Genomic DNA, 17,525 nt, shown 5'->3' on the forward strand with positions numbered 1-17,525 from the left:
TGCAAGCGGGTACAACTGAGGGGGTGTCAACACTGAGTCCCGACATCACGGGCGCCGGGCGTCACCGGAAGCCGGAGTCGGCATCGGCTCCAGGGTTCGGCGCCGGTGACTCCGTGGCCGACGAGAAGCGGCGACGTGACCTGCGCAAGATGAAGATCGTCGCGACCGCCATGCTGCTGGTCGCCGCGCTGATCTACCTGTTCACCAGGTATCTCGAGCACCGTGACGGCGCCGACGTGGCCGCCTGGGTGGGGTACGTCCGGGCGGCGTCGGAGGCGGGCATGGTGGGTGCGCTGGCCGACTGGTTCGCCGTCACCGCATTGTTCAAGCATCCGCTCGGCCTCCCGATCCCGCACACCGCACTGATCCGTAAGAAGAAGGACGAGATCGGCGACCAGCTCGGTGGCTTCATCGAGGACAACTTCATGACGCCGGAGGTGATCGTCCAGCGTGCCGAACAGCTGGACATGCCGCGGCGGGTGGCGACGTGGCTGGCCGATCCGGCCAACGCACCACGCGTGTCCGACGAGGCTGCGCGGGCACTGAAGCTCGCCTCGGAGATGCTGCGTGACGAGGACATCGAGCAGTTCATCCAGGCCGCGCTGCGTTGGGCGGCCGAACCGGAGTGGGCACCGCCGATCGGCCGTATCCTCGACCAGCTGATCGCCGAGGAGCGACTCGAACCGGTCTTCCAGCTCCTGTGCGACCGAGCCCACGAGTGGGCGCTCGGCAGCCAGGAAGTGATCGACCGGGTGGTCGAGGCGGATGTGGGCCCGTCGTGGAAACCGAAGTTCGTCAGCGTGCTGGTGGGCGACAAGATCTACCGTGAGCTCGTCGACTTCACCGAGAAGGTGCGCAACGATCCGCAGCACGACCTGCGCAAGTCGATGCACCAGTTCGTCGAGAAGTTCGCCCACGATCTGCAGCACGACCCACAGATGGTGGCCCGGTTCGAGGGCATCAAGCACGAGCTGGTGGGCAGCGACGAGGTCGCCGGTGCGGCGTCGACCGCCTGGAACACCGGCAAGGCCGTGATCGAGCAGATGCTCGCCGACCCCAACTCGACGCTGCGGAACACATTGTCGGATGCAGTGATCAACCTGGGGGTGCGGATCCGCGACGACCGCCCACTGCAGGAGAAGATGAACGGCTGGGTGGCACGTGTCGCCAATCACGTGGCGACCAACTACTCGCGGGAGATCATCTCGGTGATCACCGAGACCGTGCGCGGCTGGGACGCCGACGACACCAGCCGCAAGATCGAGCTGCAGGTGGGGCGTGACCTGCAGTTCATCCGGATCAACGGCACCGTCGTCGGTTCGCTGGCCGGGCTGGTGATCTACACGATCTCGGTGCTGATCTTCCATTGATCGGCGGGGCAGCGGCACCGCCGGGCGGCCTCACAGACTCGCGGTGCATGCACAGTGCTTGCATGAGTTAGCACCTGCGCCGATACTGGCTTGCACCATGCGTGGCACATCCAAGACCCCTGATCCCTCTCATCCCGCCTACGACGACCCGGCAGGGTCGTCGGGGGACGGGGCGCCGGGAGACGGGACGGATCCCGGTCCGGCCCATGACACACATTCCGGTGGGGTCGGGCACGCCGTCGAGAACGTGACCGCGGTCGCGCAGGATGCCGTGGCGAACGCCGCCCAGGACATCGGGGCGTTCATCCGGTCGCAACGGCTCGGTGCCGAGGTCTCGTTGCGGCAGCTGGCCGAACGGGCCGGCGTCAGCAATCCGTATCTGAGTCAGATCGAACGTGGTCTGCGTAAACCGTCGGCCGATGTGCTCGCCCAGATCGCCAAGGGTCTGCGCGTCTCGGCAGAGGTGTTGTATGTCCGTGCCGGAATCCTCGAAGAACGGCCGGCCAGCCCGGTCCGGGATGCCCTGGTCGCCGACGACTCCATCAACGAGCGGCAGAAGCAGATGCTGCTCGAGATCTACGAATCCTTCCGTAAAGAGAACGCCGCAGAGGTGAACGGCCCAGCGGCAACCGGCCCAGAGGTACATGGCACAGAGGTAACCGACCCGGCGGGAGACGCCCCAGCGGGCAGTGACCCGGACGGTCCCGACTCCGAGGAGTGACCACCATGCTCGACAACCCGTTGACCAGCGCACTCGGCCAGGTGTCCGCGCTGTTGACCGATCTTCGCGAGCGAGGCGAGGCCGCGACCGGTGAGGCGCCGTCGCGGATCGCCGACACGGTGGGCGGGGTCCAGGCCCGCATCGCCGGGGGGATCGAGGAGACCCAGTCGACCATCGACGAGGCCCTGGCGGCGGCGCTCGCCGCGTTCGACGACGCACGGTCGAAGCTGTCGGCGTTGCCGGTGGAGATCCCGGCCGAGATCGACGAGCTGGCCTCGCGGTTCTCGCCGGACGAACTGCGGCGGGTGGCCGAGGCCTATCTGGCCGTCGCCGCGGCCCTGCTGACCTCGTTGTCCGAGCGTGGCGAGCAGGTGGTGGGCAGGCTGAAGGCACAGCCCTCGGCGCTGGAGAACCGGCCGAAGCTGGAGAAGCTGTACACCGATGCGCTCGCGCTGACCGAGGAGGCGTTGGGCACCATCGCGTCCTCGGCCCGACTGGTCGGCGAACGGGCCGTGACCGACGTCGAGACGCTCGTCGTCGACGCGGAGATCGTCGACGACCCGGCGATCGAGGCCCCGAAGGTGTCGGCACCGGTGACGAAGGCGGCACCGGTGACGAAGGCTGTGCCGGCGAAGAAGGCTGTACCCGCGAAGGCCCCCGCGAAGAAGACGCCGGCTGCCCAGACGGTCACCCCGGCGAAGACGGCTACACCGGCCACAAAGGCGGCACCTGTCGACAACGCTGCGCCGGCCAAGAAGACCACGCCGGCCAAGACGGCTGCAGCGAAGAAGGCTGCGCCCACGAAGTCGGCTGCAGCGAAGAAGGCTGCGCCGACGAAGTCGGCTGCAGCGAAGAAGACCACGACCGCAGCCAAGCGGGTTGCGCCGGCCAAGACTGCAGCGAAGACGACTACGCCGGCAAAGACCACGGCAGCCAAGAAGACCACGCCGGCCAAGACGACCGCGGCGAAGAAGGTCACGGCAGCCAAGAAGACCACGCCGGCCAAGAAGACCACGGCAGCCAAGAAGACCACGGCAGCCAAGAAGACCACGCCGGCCACGAAGACGACCGCAGCGAAGAAGGCAACCGCAGCGAAGAAGACAACCGCGGCGAAAAAGTCGACCGCCGCGAAGAAGGCCGCACCGGCAAAGAAGGCCACGGTCCCGCGATCCACGACGTAGCGGTCCACGGTCGGTGATGGGCACTCCTGGGCGGGCCCAGCCCGACCGGCCATGGGCCCGGTCGCGTCGGGCGTCTGCCGTGTATGTCGGTCTAGAGTGGTCGCTGTGAGTCTTGTGGGAGTTCTTGCGGCCGGCCAGAACATCGTGTTGTGGCTGCTGACCGTCGTCGCCGGCGTGGCCGCCGTTGTCGCCCTGATCCATGCCAGTATCCAGCGCAAGGACGCATTCCCCGCGGTGGACAAGCAGAGCAAGGTGCTGTGGGTGTCCCTGCTCGCTGCGGCGACGGTGTTCATCTGGATCTTCCAGGCTCCGACGATCCTGTACCTGATCGGCGTCGTCGCCCTCATCGTCTACCTCGTCGACGTACGTCCGCGCGTCGACGCAGTCCAGGGCAAGTCCTGGTTCCGTAAACACGGCTGACCGGCCGAACCGTTCGCTTTCCGAGCAGCTACTCCGCATGGGGTGGCTGCTTTTTTCTGTCCACTTCCGGGGTGGTGGTTGCGTCGGGGAGGTCGGGCTGCGGAGGTTTCGACACGCCTCGTCGCTACGCTCCTCGTCGGCTCAACCATCGTTGGCTCACGCCTCGTCGGCTCGGCTCAACCATTGCTGGCGCACGGCTCGATCACCGTGGGTAAGCGTCTCGATCGCCGTTGGCACCGGCGCCTCGACCACTGATTCCCAGGTCTGGCCGCCGCCGGGCAAACGTGACGAGGACCACGTCCCAATAATATGCATCTCAGATGCAAATTATGGTGAAGTGTAGTTGTGCAATTGACCCGGTTCACCGACATCGGCCTCCGCGTGGTGATGCGGCTGGCGGTGCAGGGGGACGGGTCGATGACCACACGAGCACTGGCCGATGACCTCGAGGTGCCATATACACATGTGGCGAAGGTCGTCGGTCGGTTGTCCGAGCTCGGGATCGTCCACTCCCGGCGCGGTCGAACCGGTGGGCTCGTCATCACCGAACTCGGGCGGACCGCCCGGGTCGGGTGGCTGGCGGGGCGGCTGGAAGGGGAGGGGGAGGTCGTCGACTGTGACGGCCTCACCCCCTGCCCGCTCCGGATCGCCTGTCGTCTGCGTGGGGCGCTTGCCGCCGCACGCCGGGCGTTCTTCGCCAGCCTCGACGAGCAGACCGTCGGCGACCTGGTCGCCGACCCCACCGGTGCGGTGCTGCTCACCCTCGACCTGCCGCGGCGAAACGTCGCCGAGGTGGACCGGGTCGCCGAATAGCCCTCGGCGACCTACCTTTCCCGCCCGGATACCCAATCGGTACCCGCCCGGGGACCTATCGAATGGAGAATGCCGTGCTGTCGCAGGCCACTCGTGAAACCGTTGCCGCCACCCTTCCCGCTGTCGAAGGTGCGCTCGGCGAGATCACCCCGAACTTCTACAACCGCATGTTCACCGCGCATCCGGAGTTGCTCGACAACCTGTTCAACCGCAGCCATCAGCAGTCCGGGGAGCAGCCGCTGGCCCTCGCCGGCTCGATCGCCGCCTACGCCCACCTGCAGCTCGAGCCCGATCTGCGTCGTCAGCGGTTCATCATCGACCGGATCGCCCACAAGCACGCCTCGCTCGGCGTCACCCGCGATCAGTACGCGGTGGTCCACGAGCACCTGTTCGGTGCGATCGTGGAGGTCCTCGGTGCCGCGGTGACACCCGAGGTCGCCAATGCGTGGGACGAACTGTATTGGGACATGGCCGATGTGCTGATCCGCGAGGAGGCCGACCTCTACGCCGCAGCCGGTGTCGAGCCCGGACAGGTGTGGCGCGATCTGCTGGTCACCGGCCGGACCCAGGCGTCGCCGGACACCGTGTCCTTCGTGCTGGCCCGACCCGACGGTGCCGAGCTGCCGACTTTCCATCCCGGACAGTACATCTCGGTGCAGGTTCCGCTCGCCGACGGCGCACACCAGATCCGGCAGTACAGCCTGACCGGCCCGGCCGATCGCCGCGCCGAGTGGACGTTCAGCGTCAAGCTCGCCGGTGAGGTGTCGGCGCACCTGCACGAGCACGTCTTCGAGGGTGACACCCTGCATGTGTCCACACCGTTCGGCGATCTCGTTCTGCCCGATGATGATTCGCCGCTGCTGCTGGCCTCGGCAGGGATCGGCTGCACCCCGGTGATCGGTCTGCTCAACGCTCTGGGCGCCAACGGCCGGCAGCGTCAGGTCACCGTCCTGCACGCCGACCGTTCGCGTGCCCGCCAGCCCCACCGCGGTCAGCTCGCCTCCCTGGTGGAGAATCTCGACGACGCCCGCCTGTACCAGTGGTACGAGCAGGGTGTGGAGCATGTGAACTCCGACGACGTCCGCGTCGGCCAGATGTCGCTGGACGGGATCGAGCTCGCCGACGGCGTGCACGCGATGCTGTGTGGCCCGGCCGGTTTCATGGGCGCCGTGCGCGAGCAGCTGCTGGCCCGCGACATCCCCGAGGACCGGATCCACTACGAGACCTTCGGTCCGGAACTGCTGCGCACCGGCAGCTCCCGATGAGTACCGCCTCGGCGTTCGCCACCGCGGCCACCTTCCTGTGGCTGGGGATGGTGTTCGCGATCTCGTTCATCGAGGCACCGCTGAAGTTCCGGGCCCCCGGGATCACCATCCCGCTGGGCCTGGGCATTGGCCGGCTGGTGTTCCGGGCGCTCAACGCCGTCGAGGTGGTGTGGGCCGTCGTACTGGTGGTCTGCGCCGCCGCCGGCGGCTGGATCGGGGACGCCCAGGGCATCCTCGTGATCATCGTCGCGGTGCTGCTGGCCATCCAGGTCGGCGGCGTCCGCCCGGTGCTCAACCGTCGCTCCGACGCCGTGCTCGCGGCCGGCGACGCCTACGTCGAGGGCCCGCGCAGCAACACCCACCTGGTGTATGTGGCATTCGAGGTGGTCAAGGTGGGCGTGCTGATCGCGATCGGAGTACTGCTTCTCGCGTGACGCGCGGGAGCGGGCCGCATGCGGCCGGATCGAAGCGGAATAGACTGACCTGCGTGGCTGAGTATCGGATCAACGACCTTGCCGAGGCGTCCGGGGTCAGCGTGCGCAACATCCGCGTCTATCAGGACCGCGGTCTGCTCCCGCCCCCCACCATCCGGGGACGCACCGGCTGGTACACCGAGGACCATCTCGTCCGGTTGAACCTGATCTCCCGGATGCTCGAGCGTGGGTACACCTTCGCCACCATCAGCGAACTGCTGCACGCCGCGCACTACGGGATGAAGGTCGAGCACGTGCTGCGCGGCACCCCACCCAAGGGTGGCCGGTTCCGCAACTTCAAGCGGGCCGCGACCATCACCTTCACCGAACTGCGCAAGTCGCTCAACGCCAGCGAGCGCTCCATCGCACTGAGCCAGAAACTGGGTCTGCTGGTCAAGGACGGCGCCCACTACGCGGTCAAGAACCCCGAGGTCCTCGAGGGTGCCGAGGTACTGGTCAAGAGCGGGATCGACATCGACGTCCTGCTCGACCGCTTCGTCCGTGTACAGGGTGATCTCGAGGACGCCGCACGCAGCTTCGTCTCGATCATCACCGACAAATACGTCAACGAGAACCTGCCCGACCTCGGCGAGGACACCATCAGCAAGGTCGCAGACCTGATCCAGACGGTCCGGCCGATGGCCCACGAGATCGTGGAGACCACCTTCCGTAAGGCGCTCGACGACGAGATCACCCGCGCGATCGGGCAGGCGTCGACCTACTTCGACGTGACCGCCGACGACGACGCGGGCATCACCGTCCTCGACGACCGCGACACCGCAGCCGATCGCGACACCGCCGACGGCCACGACACCGCAGCCGACCGCGACTCCGCCGGCGCCGGCGAGGCCGGGAATCGTGATCTCACCGATCTCGTTGACGGGGAGGAGACGGCCGGAAAGACGGCCGAAGGATAGCCCGCGTGGCGACGCGCGGAGATGGACCGAAGACCTGATCGTCGGGTCTTGGAGGGGGAGAGAACCATGCGAACACGCACTGCACTCATGGGTGTGGCAGGAGCGGCAGCCGGTGCCGTGGCGGTGGGGGCCGCAGCCGGGATCGGCGGCATCTTCGCCGCACTCGCGCGCGAGGCACTGACCGCCGAACGAGCGGTCGACGACGGCCCGGACGAACTGATCGCCACCCCGGCGGCCGAGCCGATCCGCCGGGAGGTCGTCGCCACCGACGGCACCCACCTGTACGTGGAGATCCACGGACCCGATCCGGCCACATCCGATGCCGAGGTGATCGTCGCCGCACACGGATGGACCTGCAACACCAGCTTCTGGAACGCCCAGATCAACCGGCTCACCCCGGAGCGGACCGTGGTGGTCTACGACCAGCGCGGACACGGCCGCAGTCAGGTGAGTCGCACCCGTCCCACCATCGACCTGCTCGGCCAGGACCTCGACGCGGTGCTCACCGCGGTACTCCCGGCTGGACGCAAGGCCATGATCATCGGGCACAGCATGGGCGGCATGACCGTCATGTCGTGGGCGGCGCAGTTCGCCGGCAAGGTGCCCGACGTCGCGTCGTCGGTGGCGTTGATCTCCACCGCGGCGGTCGACGTGCTCGGCAACCATCGCCTGATCCCTGAGAACCTGCCGTTCTACAGCCGGCCGTTCCAGCCGACCGTCGGACGCCTCGTCACCTCCACACCCGTGCCGTTGCCACACACCGCGTTCAACGACCGGTTCTCGCACTACATCGCGCTCGGACCCCACGCCCGCGCGGCACATGTCGCCTTTGTCGACGCGATGGTCTCGCAGTGTCCGGCACGGGTCCGGGCCGGATGGGGTGCGGCGATGGGCCGGCTCGACGTGCTCGCCGGGCTACGTGCGCTGCGGGTGCCGACCACCGTGATCGTCGGCGATCGGGACCGGCTCACCCCGGTGATCCACGCCGAACGGATGGCACAGGTCCTGCGTGACCAGGGCGATCTGCGCGACCTGGTGGTGCTGGAGGGGGTCGGCCACATGGCCCCGATCGAGGCGGCCGGCGTGATCGACGACATCCTCGAACAGCAGGCCACCGAGACCGGCTCGACGCTGCCCGCCGACCACTAGTCCCCGGACCGGCCGGTGTCCTCCGCGTCGGCGGGGGCACCGGAGCCGTCGGGTGCGGTGGCCTCGGTTGCCGGGGTGTCCCCGGGTGCGTCGGTGAGCGGTATATCCAGCCGGAACGTGGCGCCCGGTCCGTCGGTGTCGAGCAGACTCAGCTCGCCGCCGTGGGAGCGGGCCAGCCCCCGCGCCACCGCCAGTCCGAGTCCGGCGCCGCCGGAGCGGCGGTCCCGGGAGACATCGAGCCGCACCATCTGGTCGAAGATGCGTTCCCGGTCGGCCTCGGGCACCCCGACGCCGGTGTCGGTGACCGTCGCCGAGACCGTGGTCGGCGTTGCCGAGACGGCGACCGCCACCCGTCCGCCGGCCGGGGTGGCCTGACAGGCGTTGTCGACGAGATTCGCCAGGATCTGCGACACACGCCCCGGATCTGCCCAGGTCAGCGGGGCGTCGCCGGAACAGGTGATGTCGAGGTCGGGATGCAGCAGGGCCACGCGCCGGCACTGTTCGTCGGCGAGCGCGGTGAGGTCGGTGGACGACGGTTGCAGTGTCAGACCGGCGTCGATCCGGGCCATGTCGACCATGTCGTCGACCAGCCGCCCGGCGCGTCGGGTCTCCTGCACGAGCAGCAGCAACAGTTCCTCGCGTTCCTCCGGGTCGGCGTCGGGGCGCATCTGCAACAGCGTCTCGGCGATCGCCTGCACCCCGGTGACCGGGGTACGCAGTTCATGGGCGGCATCGGCGACGAACCGACGCACCTGCTCCTGTGCCGCACGCTGGCGTGCCTCGGCACCCTCGAGCGAGTCGAGCATGTCGTCGAAGGCCGCCGCCGTCCGCCCGAGTTCGGTGTCGGTGCGCGCCGGGTCGAGGCGGGTACCGCGCCGGCCTGCGGCGATGGATCGCGCCACCGAGGTCATCGAGTCGAGCGGCGACAACGCGTACCGCATCCCGAACCACAGCAGCAGGGCGGTCACGGCGAGTGCGACGACGCCCGTGACGACCATGTCGACGAGCAGCCGGGAGCGCACCTCACCGAGCAGGTCACCGTCGATCGCCAGGGTCACCTCGGCGTCGTCGCTCCACGACCGGCCCGACCCCTTCAGCCGGACGTCGCGCTGGGCGACCGAGCCGCGGGTGGGCCGGCCCACCTCGGTGCCGTCGGCCAGCCGGACGCGTGCGCGCACCGACTCGTTCTCGATCCGGCGCAGGAACATCTCGGGGTTCGACGAGTTGCCGGCATACTGCTGGGCGAGGGCTTCCCGATCGGCCAGCAGGGCCTCGGCGGCCTGGTTGCTCGCCACCGTGAACAGCGTCGCCCCGATCGCGATGATCGCGACCAGGGCGAGGGTGACCACGGCGACCGCGGCCAGGGTGACCCGGGCCTGCAGCGAACCGCCGGTGATCCGGCGGCGCAGCCTCACGATCGGCCCGCCGCGGTGGCGGCGCCTGCGGCATCCGGTGCGGCGGGCCGCAGCGTGTAGCCGCGGCCGCGTTCGGTCTGCAGCAGCCGGGGCCCGTGGGCTTCGAGTTTGCGGCGCAATGCGCTCACGTTGACCTCGACGAGGTTGGGGTCGTAGTGGTCATATCCCCACACCCCGGTGAGGATCTGGGTCTTGGTGACCACCCGGTCGCGTCGTTGGGCCAGGAAGCACAGGACGCGGAACTCGGTGGGGGTCAACGCCAGTGGCGTGCCGGCACGGGTGGCGACCCCCTGATCCTGGTCGATCACCAGATCGTCGACGTAGAGCAGGTCGGTGTGGGCGCCGCGTCTGCGCAGCACGGCCCCGACGCGGGCGACGAGCTCGGCCATCTCGAACGGTTTGGTGATGTAGTCGTCGGCACCCTCGGTCAGACCGTGTAGCCGGTCGGCGACGGCGTCGCGCGCGGTGACCATCATGATGCCGGCGTCGCTGCGGCGTCGGACGACGTCGAGCAGGGTGAAGCCGTCGGAGCCGGGCAGCATGACGTCGAGCAGCACCACGTCGGGGGCGAACTCGTGGAGATCGTGCTCGAGGCGGGCGCCGTCCTCGCGGGCGATCACCCGATGCCCGGCGTCGGTGAGGGCCGCCGTCAGGGCGACCCGGATGGATGTGGAGTCCTCGATGACCAGGACCGTCGCGTTCACGACTTCAGATTCTGCCAGTGCCCGGGCCCGGCGGGGACGACGCCGGACCCGATTCGCACGGTGCTCAGCTGGGGGTGCCGGCGGTGGACGGGGCGCTCGGGGTGTCGGTGCCGCCCGGCGTACCGGAGTTGCCCTGCGTACCGCGTTCGGGTGCCTTGGCGATGCGGGTGGCGGTGATCTTGTCGCCGTCGCGGTCACCGGCCACCATGACCTCGTCGCCGACGGCGAAGTCGCCGCGCTCGGCCGGTGCGCGGCCGGTACCGAAGCCGGTCTCGCCGCCGACGGTCACGGTGATCTCGGTGTCGTCGCCGGTGCGGACGGTCCAGGTGTCGCCGTTGATCGCGGTGATCTCACCCATCACGCCGCGTCCGCCACGCATGCCGGGGCCGTTCTCGCCACCCATCTGACCACTGCCCATCTGACCGCCGCCCATCTGTCCGCCGCCCATGCCGCCACGGCCGCCGCGGTCACCCTGGCCGGAACCGTCCCGGTCACCCTGCATCTGGGAGTGGCCGCCGCGTCCGCCCCGATGACCGTCGCCGTCACCGCTCGCCGCCCAGCCGATGCCGCCGCCGATGATCCCGCCGACGATCAGCGCGGAGACGCCGGTGATGATCGCGGTGCGGTGGGAGCGGACGAACGACCAGCGCGAGCTGGATGCCGGGGCGCCGGCCGCTGCCGGGACAGCCCCTGCCGGAACCGCGCCTGCCGGTTCGTTGCCGGAGTAGGGGGCGGTGGGTGCCGCGGGGATGGCGGTGGTCGGGTCGGCCGGGTGTGCCGTGGTGGGGGCATCGTCGGGGTGGACGACGGGGGTGGTCTCCGCGTCGCCGTCGATGTTGTCGTTGTTGTCCTGCGGTGCACGTGAATCACTCATGGGACATACGGTATGGATCGGACAGGGGCCGCAACTGAAGGGTTTCTGAAGGTGTCCGCAGCGGTCGGGGTGCAGCGGTCGGGGTGCGGCGGTGTCCCAGGTCAGGCACCCCGTCCTGGACCGGGGCCGGACCCGAGGAGAGGAGTGCCGGTGGGTGGATCGCACGAGCAGGCCGACGATCCGGGCAGGGGCGGGGAGTTCGAGAAGGTCGACTTCGGCAAGACGTCGGCCGACTACCGGGCGCGCCGCGGGCGATTCGACATCGTCGACGTCCCGGCCAGGTCGTATCTGATGATCGACGGCCACGGTGACCCGAACTCGGCACCGGAGTTCGCCGAGGCGATCGCCGCGCTGTATCCGGTGGCGTACGCCCTGAAGTTCCACAGCAAGCGGGAGCTGGGTCGCGACTACGTCGTCCCACCGCTCGAGGGTCTGTGGTGGGCCACGGATCCGGATTCCTTCACCACCGCACGCGACAAGTCCCGCTGGGACTGGACCTTGCTGCTGATGATCCCGGACTGGCTCGGCGCCGAGGATGTCGAGGCGGCGTTCGGTGCCGTTCGTGCCAAGCGTGCGGTACCCGGCCGGATCGACGACATCCGGGTCGCCGGGCTCACCGAGGGACGCTGTGTGCAGACGCTGCACGTCGGGTCGTTCGACGACGAGGCACCGGTGCTCGAGGAGATGCACCAGCGGTTCATCCCCGCGCACGGACTCGCGATGACCGGCACCCACCACGAGATCTATCTGAGCGACTTCCGTCGGACGGCGGTGCAGCGGCTCCGCACCATCCTGCGTCAGCCGGTGGGGCCCGCCTCCGACCCATCCTGAGGGGCGCCCGGACGCGGTCGGATCGGGGGTGCGGGCATCGGCGCCGCCGTGGCGGCGCGTTCCCGATCGGCCAGCAGTTCGCGGCCGGAGGTGTGCAGTCCGTGATGTGCCGGCCACCGTCGCCGGGCCCACTCGGGTTCACAGTGCGCGGCATGCCGGAGGGCGGCGGCCCCGGTCCGCAGGGCGTGGTCGAGCCGACGGTGATGGGGCAGTGAATCGGGTTCGGTCGCGGCATCGGTGATCGACGCGGCCACCCGCGCATTCGCATCGGCGAGGATCGACCGGTGTGCCCGGGGCAGGACGACCCACAGCACGGTCACCGCGACCGTCACACCCACGACGGTCTCCAGGATGCGGGCGAACAGGGTGGGGCCCAGCGATGCCGGCGGCGCCAGCTCACCCAGGATCATGGCCAGCGGAGTGATCACGATCATCGCGATCGAGTAGTTCACCACCAGGAAGACCTCGGTGACCGCCATCAGCACCGCCACGGCGATGATCAGCACCGCCGGGATCTGCAGGGGTACGGCGAGGGCAGCGAGCACCAGTACTCCGAGCACGGTGCCGACCAGGCGGTGCACCCCGCGCCAGCTGCCGAGGAGCCGGTCGGGTCCCTGGTGCAGGATCATCGCCGCGGTGATCACCGCCCAGTCGGGGCGGGGCAGGCCGACGGCGATCGCGGCGCCACCGGCGATCACGCAGGCGAGCCCGAGGCGCAACGCGAGGGTGCGGGTGCGGACGCTGCGGTGTCCCCAGCGCAGCCGCTCGGCCACGGTCGGGGTGTCGGTGCGTTCCGGGTCCGGTGTGGACGTGATCGCCGGCGAATCCGTGTCGGCCCGGCCGGTCCGGGACCGCCACACATCGGGGAGTGCCGCGCACAGCGTCACCAGCAGCGCCGACCCCGCCCCGGCCGCCGTCCATCCGATCACCGCACCGACCGAGGCCGTCGAATGTGCCACCAGCACCCCGGCGAGTTCGGCGCACAACACCAGCAGAAACGAGCCGGGCGCGGGTTCGCGGAGCAGATCCACCCAGACCGCGGCTCCGACGGCGATCGCGATCATCAAGGCGCACAAGGCGATCCAGCCGAGGGCGGTCGGCCACGAGCGCATGCCGTGGCCGACCAGCGCACCCGCGGTGGCGCAGCCGACGAGGACCACCCCGTAGCCGCACACCACCTGCCACCGGACCCGGTGCAGGCGGCGTTCGCCGTACACCACCGCGAACGCACCGAGGGTGGAGACGGCCGCGCCGACCCCGCCGCCGACGGCGAGCCCCACCAGACCCGGCAGGGCCACCGCGATCAGTGCGCGGAGTGCACCGCCGATCCGTGACCGCGCGCCGTCCACCCCGAACAGGATGGTGCGGACCGAGGGGCGATGCGGAAACCCTTCGTGGACGGTCGGATCCGACCGGACGGGGAGCTGGGTGGGGTCGGCGGTCGGTGTGTGTTCAGCGGCCGGAACGGGATCGGCGGTCACCGGAACGCGCGAGCGGAGATCACAACGAGCACCCCACCAGCACGGGCTCGGGGTGCAGCACCACACCGAAGGCGTCGGCCACGCCGTCGCGTACCTCGCGGGCCAGGGCGAGTACGTCCGACGTCGACGCCGAACCCCGATTGGTCAGTGCCAGAGTGTGTTTCGTTGACAGTCGGACGAGCGCATCGGGGCCGGGATGGCCCTTGGCGAAGCCGGCACGCTCGATCAGCCAGCCCGCCGACAACTTGGTGCCGCCCTCGGCCGGGTACTCCGGCACCGCGGCATCGGGACCCACCTGTGAGCGGATCCGCTCCAGGACCGATGCCGCATCGGCGTCGGCGACGATCGGGTTGGTGAAGAACGAGCCCGCACTCCAGGTGTCGTGGTCGGCGGGGTCGAGGACCATCCCCTTGCGTCGTCGGGTCGCCAGCACATGCTCGCGCACCTCGGCGGCGTCGGCCTGCCCGCCGGGCTCGACGCCCATCGACTCCGAGAGCTCGCGGTAGCGCAGCGGCCGGCTGAGCCGGTCGTCGTTCAACCAGAACGACACCGCCACCACCACCATCTCGTCGCGGTGCTTGAGCCGCGACGTGCGGTAGCCGAGTCCGAGTTCGTTGGGCGAGACCCAGCGCAGGTTGCCCGCCCGCCGGTCGAGCACCTGCACCGACCGCAGGATGTCGGCCACCTCCACGCCGTACGCCCCGACGTTCTGGACCGGGGTCGCTCCGGTCGAACCGGGGATGCCCGACAAACATTCCAGACCGCCGTACCCCTCGGCGACGGTGCGGGCCACCAGGTCGTCCCACACCACCCCGGCGTCGGCGGTCACATGGGCGCGGCCCGACTCGCGGCCGGTGCCGAACTCGATCCGGGAACTGCCCACCACGATCGCGGTGCCGGGGAACCCGTCGTCGGAGATCAGCAGATTGGACCCGCCGCCGATGATCAGGACCGGTTCGCCCGCGGCGTCGGCGGCGGCGATCTCCTCCACCAGGTCACGCGTCTGCGCGCAGCGGATCAGTGCGCGGGCCGGTCCGCCGACTCGCAGAGTGGTCAGGCCGGCGAGCGGCACCCCGTGCTGCAGCGATGTCTCGGTCACGGCAGTGAGGGTAACCCGGCCACCGGGCTCGTGAGATCTCGGCGATCGGCGTCCCGGCCCGGCGCACACGTGGCCGAGCCGGGACGCGGCGCGGTCCGCCGGAGGCGTCGAGTAATCTCCTCGGCATGGCGAGCTCGCTCAAGCACTCGGTGTCCTTTCCGTTCTCCACCGCCCGGTACTGGGACATCGTGTCCACCGAGCAGTACTGGCATGACCTGCTCGAGGCGACGAACTCCAGCCACGGCTCGCTCGAGTCGTTCCATCGCGACGGCGACACCGTTGTGATCGAACTCAAGCAGGGCGTCCCCGAGGACCGGCTGCCGTCGGCGGTCACCGCCGTGCGTCCCGGCGACCTCGAGATCCCCCGCACCGTGCGCTTCACCCGTTCCGGCGACACCATCACCGGCACCATGACGGCCACCGTCACCGGTGCTCCGGCCAAGGTCGACGGCGAGATCTCGGTGAGCGGCGACCCGGCCACGGTCGGCTACACCGGCTCGGCGACGGTGAGCATCCCCTTCCTCGGCGGCAAGATCGAGAAGGCCATCATCGGCGAGCTCGAGGCACTGCTCGACAACGAGCGAGAGAAGACCGTGACCTGGGACGTCGAGCACCCCTGAGCCCCCACCCCGGCGAAGGTAACGGGACGGTCACGTACGCTAGACCGTTATGGCACGACGTCTCAGCTACTCCGCGCGCTACACCCATGCGCCGGAAAAGCTCTACGAAGCTCAATGCACCCGTCAGTACTGGGATGACATGATGGCGGGCTTCCAGATGATCTCCCCACACTGTGAGGTGGAGGATTTCCGGGCCGACGAGACCGGCATGAAGGTGATCCTCAAGCAACACATCGGCCGCGACCAGCTGCCGGCGATCGCCCAGACCGTCCTGATGAAGGACATGGTGATCACCCGTGAGGAGTCGTTCGGACCCTTCGATCCCGACAACACCAAGGGCGACTACACCGCGTCCATCCCGGCCGGGCCGGGCAGCCTCACCGGATGGCAGGAGCTGCTGCGCACCGAGACCGGCTGCACCCTCCGCAAGACCACCGAGGTGAAGGTCTTCATCCCGTTCGTCAACGGCAAACTCGAGCAGCTCATGCTGGTCAACGTCGTCGATCTGTTCCGCGCCGAGGCCGAGTACGCCAAGGACTGGATCGACAAGAACCTGTGATCGCAGGGCGGTGAAACCCGCGGGCCGGATCACTCGCGGCACGACGAACATCAACCGTCTGCGCCGGATCGACCGGTGGATGGCGAACTCGCCGGCGATCACCGGCGCACTGACGTCGGTACCCGCCCCGCTGGTCGTCGACCTCGGATACGGCGCCCGCCCCGACACCTGCGTCGAGATGGCGCACCGGCTGCGCAGCGTTGCACCCGGCCTGCAGATGGTGGGTCTGGAGATCGACCCCGACCGGATCGTCGACCCCCGCGACGGGGTGCGCTTCGCCCTCGGCGGTTTCGAGCTGGCCGGGCTGCGACCCCATGTGGTGCGGGCGTTCAACGTGCTGCGCCAGTACGACGAGTCCGAGGTGGCCGATGCGTGGGCGCAGATCTGTGGCCGGCTGGCCCCCGGCGGACTGCTCGTCGAGGGCACCTGTGACGAGATCGGCCGCCGGTGCGCCTGGATTCTGCTCGACGCCGACGGTCCGCGCACCTTCACCCTGAGCTGGGCACCCCGGCACACCGCCCGCCCCTCGGATCTGGCCGAACGGCTGCCCAAGGCGCTCATCCACCGCAACGTCCCCGGTGAACCCATCCACGACCTGCTCGTCCTCGCCGACCGATGCTGGGACAACGCCGCAGGCCAGACCGTATTCGGGCCCCGAGCGCGGTGGGCGCAGACGCTGCGATTGCTGCGCGCCGAAGGTGTCGACGTCGAGATCCCCCGACATCGATCGGTCGACAACGTCCTCACCGTCGGATGGTCGACGGTGGCCCCGCGGCAGGGGTGAGCACTGGTTTAGGGTGAGCCGCATGCGCATTGCCATGGCCCAGATCAGCACCGACGTCGATCCCGCGGAGAACCTCTCGGCGGTGGCCGCGGCGACCGCCGAGGCCGCGGCGGCCGGCGCACGTCTCGTCGTGTTCCCGGAGGCCACGATGTGCCGGTTCGGTGTGCCGCTCGGGTCCATCGCCGAACCGCTCGACGGCCCGTGGGCGCGGGGCGTCTCCGACATCGCCGCCGCGCACGGCGTCACCATCGTGGCCGGGATGTTCACCCCCGCCGACGACGGCCGGGTGTTCAACACCCTGCTGGCCGCCGCACCCGACGGTGTCCGCACCCGATACGACAAGATCCACCTCTACGACGCGTTCGGCTTCCGGGAGTCGAAGACCGTCGCCGCCGGTGACACCGCGGTCGTCATCGACGTCGACGGCGTCTCGGTGGGACTGGCGACCTGTTACGACATCCGGTTCCCGGCCTTGTTCGCCGCACTCGCCGAGCACGGCGCCGAGGTGATCGTGGTGCCCGCGTCGTGGGGGGCCGGTCCCGGCAAGATCGACCAGTGGCGCACGCTGGCGACCGCCCGGGCGCTCGACGCGACCGCCTACGTGGTGGCCGTCGGACAGGCGGAACCGGTCGATGAGGCGGTGCGCACAGCCAAGGCCCCCACCGGGGTCGGACATAGCCAAATCTCAGATCCCTTCGGTAGCGTGGTCGCGTCATACGAGGGGGACCACCGGATCGGCGTGCACGATCTCGATCCGGGTGTGGTCGTCCGAGCGCGCGAGCAGCTCGCCGTGCTGGCCAACCAGCGCACATTCCACTTCTGACCTTTTCCGACGATGCCGAAGGACCG

General features: G+C 69.5%; 19 protein-coding genes. 14 read left to right on the forward strand and 5 right to left on the reverse strand.

Annotation, left to right across the window (positions count from 1 at the left end; genetic code table 11):
• Positions 1-32: 32 nt before the first annotated feature.
• The 9 genes from Q9K23_RS17260 to Q9K23_RS17300 all read left to right on the forward strand — a co-directional run bounded on the left by Q9K23_RS17260 (position 33) and on the right by Q9K23_RS17300 (position 8,309).
• Positions 33-1,370, forward strand: a complete 1,338-nt coding sequence (locus Q9K23_RS17260) for a DUF445 family protein (RefSeq protein WP_053778322.1) — start codon at positions 33-35, stop codon at positions 1,368-1,370.
• A gap of 247 nt (positions 1,371-1,617) precedes the next feature.
• A complete protein-coding gene (locus Q9K23_RS17265; protein ID WP_020790907.1) occupies positions 1,618-2,091 on the forward strand; it encodes a helix-turn-helix transcriptional regulator in 474 nt (157 codons plus the stop codon).
• 5 nt (positions 2,092-2,096) lie between these two features.
• Positions 2,097-3,272 (forward strand): heparin-binding hemagglutinin, encoded by a 1,176-nt coding sequence (locus Q9K23_RS17270; RefSeq protein WP_305950554.1) that lies wholly within the window; start codon positions 2,097-2,099, stop codon positions 3,270-3,272.
• Between the two features lie 105 nt (positions 3,273-3,377).
• Positions 3,378-3,692, forward strand: coding sequence for a DUF2516 family protein (locus Q9K23_RS17275; protein ID WP_053778296.1), 315 nt, complete (start codon positions 3,378-3,380; stop codon positions 3,690-3,692).
• 345 nt (positions 3,693-4,037) lie between these two features.
• Positions 4,038-4,505 carry an Rrf2 family transcriptional regulator gene (locus Q9K23_RS17280; protein WP_053778295.1) on the forward strand — a complete coding sequence of 156 codons (468 nt, stop codon included), beginning with the start codon at positions 4,038-4,040 and terminating at the stop codon, positions 4,503-4,505.
• Between the two features lie 74 nt (positions 4,506-4,579).
• Positions 4,580-5,770, forward strand: a complete 1,191-nt coding sequence (locus Q9K23_RS17285; protein ID WP_053778321.1) for an FAD-binding oxidoreductase — start codon at positions 4,580-4,582, stop codon at positions 5,768-5,770.
• On the forward strand, positions 5,767-6,204 hold the full coding sequence (locus tag Q9K23_RS17290) for a hypothetical protein (RefSeq protein WP_053778294.1): 438 nt from the start codon (positions 5,767-5,769) through the stop codon (positions 6,202-6,204). The genes Q9K23_RS17285 and Q9K23_RS17290 overlap by 4 nt, the downstream gene beginning before the upstream one ends.
• Before the next feature lie 53 nt (positions 6,205-6,257).
• The gene (locus Q9K23_RS17295) at positions 6,258-7,160 is read left to right on the forward strand and encodes a MerR family transcriptional regulator (RefSeq protein WP_305950212.1); all 903 of its coding nucleotides are present in this window, start codon (positions 6,258-6,260) and stop codon (positions 7,158-7,160) included.
• A gap of 66 nt (positions 7,161-7,226) precedes the next feature.
• Entirely contained in the window at positions 7,227-8,309 is a 1,083-nt protein-coding gene (locus Q9K23_RS17300; RefSeq protein WP_053778293.1) for an alpha/beta hydrolase, read from the forward strand.
• On the opposite strand, the gene Q9K23_RS17305 is transcribed toward Q9K23_RS17300, so the two are convergent.
• From Q9K23_RS17305 to Q9K23_RS17315, 3 genes are all read right to left on the reverse strand, one after another.
• Complete coding sequence (locus tag Q9K23_RS17305; RefSeq protein WP_305950213.1) at positions 8,306-9,724, reverse strand: HAMP domain-containing sensor histidine kinase; 1,419 nt, start codon at positions 9,722-9,724, stop codon at positions 8,306-8,308. The genes Q9K23_RS17300 and Q9K23_RS17305 overlap by 4 nt on opposite strands.
• Positions 9,721-10,428: a response regulator transcription factor gene (locus Q9K23_RS17310; protein WP_053778292.1), complete on the reverse strand. Its 708-nt coding sequence runs from the start codon at positions 10,426-10,428 to the stop codon at positions 9,721-9,723. The genes Q9K23_RS17305 and Q9K23_RS17310 overlap by 4 nt, the downstream gene beginning before the upstream one ends.
• Positions 10,429-10,492: 64 nt before the next feature.
• Complete coding sequence (locus Q9K23_RS17315; RefSeq protein WP_305950214.1) at positions 10,493-11,302, reverse strand: DUF5666 domain-containing protein; 810 nt, start codon at positions 11,300-11,302, stop codon at positions 10,493-10,495.
• A gap of 150 nt (positions 11,303-11,452) precedes the next feature.
• Here Q9K23_RS17315 and Q9K23_RS17320 point away from each other — a divergent pair, with 150 nt between their 5' ends.
• Entirely contained in the window at positions 11,453-12,133 is a 681-nt protein-coding gene (locus tag Q9K23_RS17320) for a GyrI-like domain-containing protein (protein WP_053778320.1), read from the forward strand.
• On the opposite strand, the gene Q9K23_RS17325 is transcribed toward Q9K23_RS17320, so the two are convergent.
• Positions 12,100-13,614 (reverse strand): FUSC family protein, encoded by a 1,515-nt coding sequence (locus Q9K23_RS17325; protein ID WP_053778289.1) that lies wholly within the window; start codon positions 13,612-13,614, stop codon positions 12,100-12,102. The genes Q9K23_RS17320 and Q9K23_RS17325 overlap by 34 nt on opposite strands.
• A 19-nt stretch (positions 13,615-13,633) precedes the next feature.
• Complete coding sequence (locus tag Q9K23_RS17330; protein ID WP_020794347.1) at positions 13,634-14,713, reverse strand: UDP-N-acetylmuramate dehydrogenase; 1,080 nt, start codon at positions 14,711-14,713, stop codon at positions 13,634-13,636.
• Positions 14,714-14,838: 125 nt separating this feature from the next.
• On the opposite strand from Q9K23_RS17330, the gene Q9K23_RS17335 reads away from it, so the two are divergent.
• From Q9K23_RS17335 to Q9K23_RS17350, 4 genes are all read left to right on the forward strand, one after another.
• A complete protein-coding gene (locus tag Q9K23_RS17335; protein ID WP_020792429.1) occupies positions 14,839-15,333 on the forward strand; it encodes a DUF2505 domain-containing protein in 495 nt (164 codons plus the stop codon).
• A 49-nt stretch (positions 15,334-15,382) separates the two neighbouring features.
• Positions 15,383-15,892, forward strand: coding sequence for a DUF2505 domain-containing protein (locus Q9K23_RS17340; RefSeq protein WP_020792430.1), 510 nt, complete (start codon positions 15,383-15,385; stop codon positions 15,890-15,892).
• A gap of 79 nt (positions 15,893-15,971) precedes the next feature.
• Positions 15,972-16,676 (forward strand): class I SAM-dependent methyltransferase, encoded by a 705-nt coding sequence (locus Q9K23_RS17345; protein WP_261978062.1) that lies wholly within the window; start codon positions 15,972-15,974, stop codon positions 16,674-16,676.
• Positions 16,677-16,698: 22 nt separating this feature from the next.
• Positions 16,699-17,499, forward strand: a complete 801-nt coding sequence (locus Q9K23_RS17350; protein WP_305950215.1) for a carbon-nitrogen hydrolase family protein — start codon at positions 16,699-16,701, stop codon at positions 17,497-17,499.
• The last annotated feature ends 26 nt before the right edge of the window (positions 17,500-17,525 follow it).

Source organism: Gordonia sp. NB41Y (genome assembly GCF_030718915.1).
In the GTDB taxonomy this organism is placed as follows: Bacteria; Actinomycetota; Actinomycetes; order Mycobacteriales; family Mycobacteriaceae; genus Gordonia; species Gordonia desulfuricans.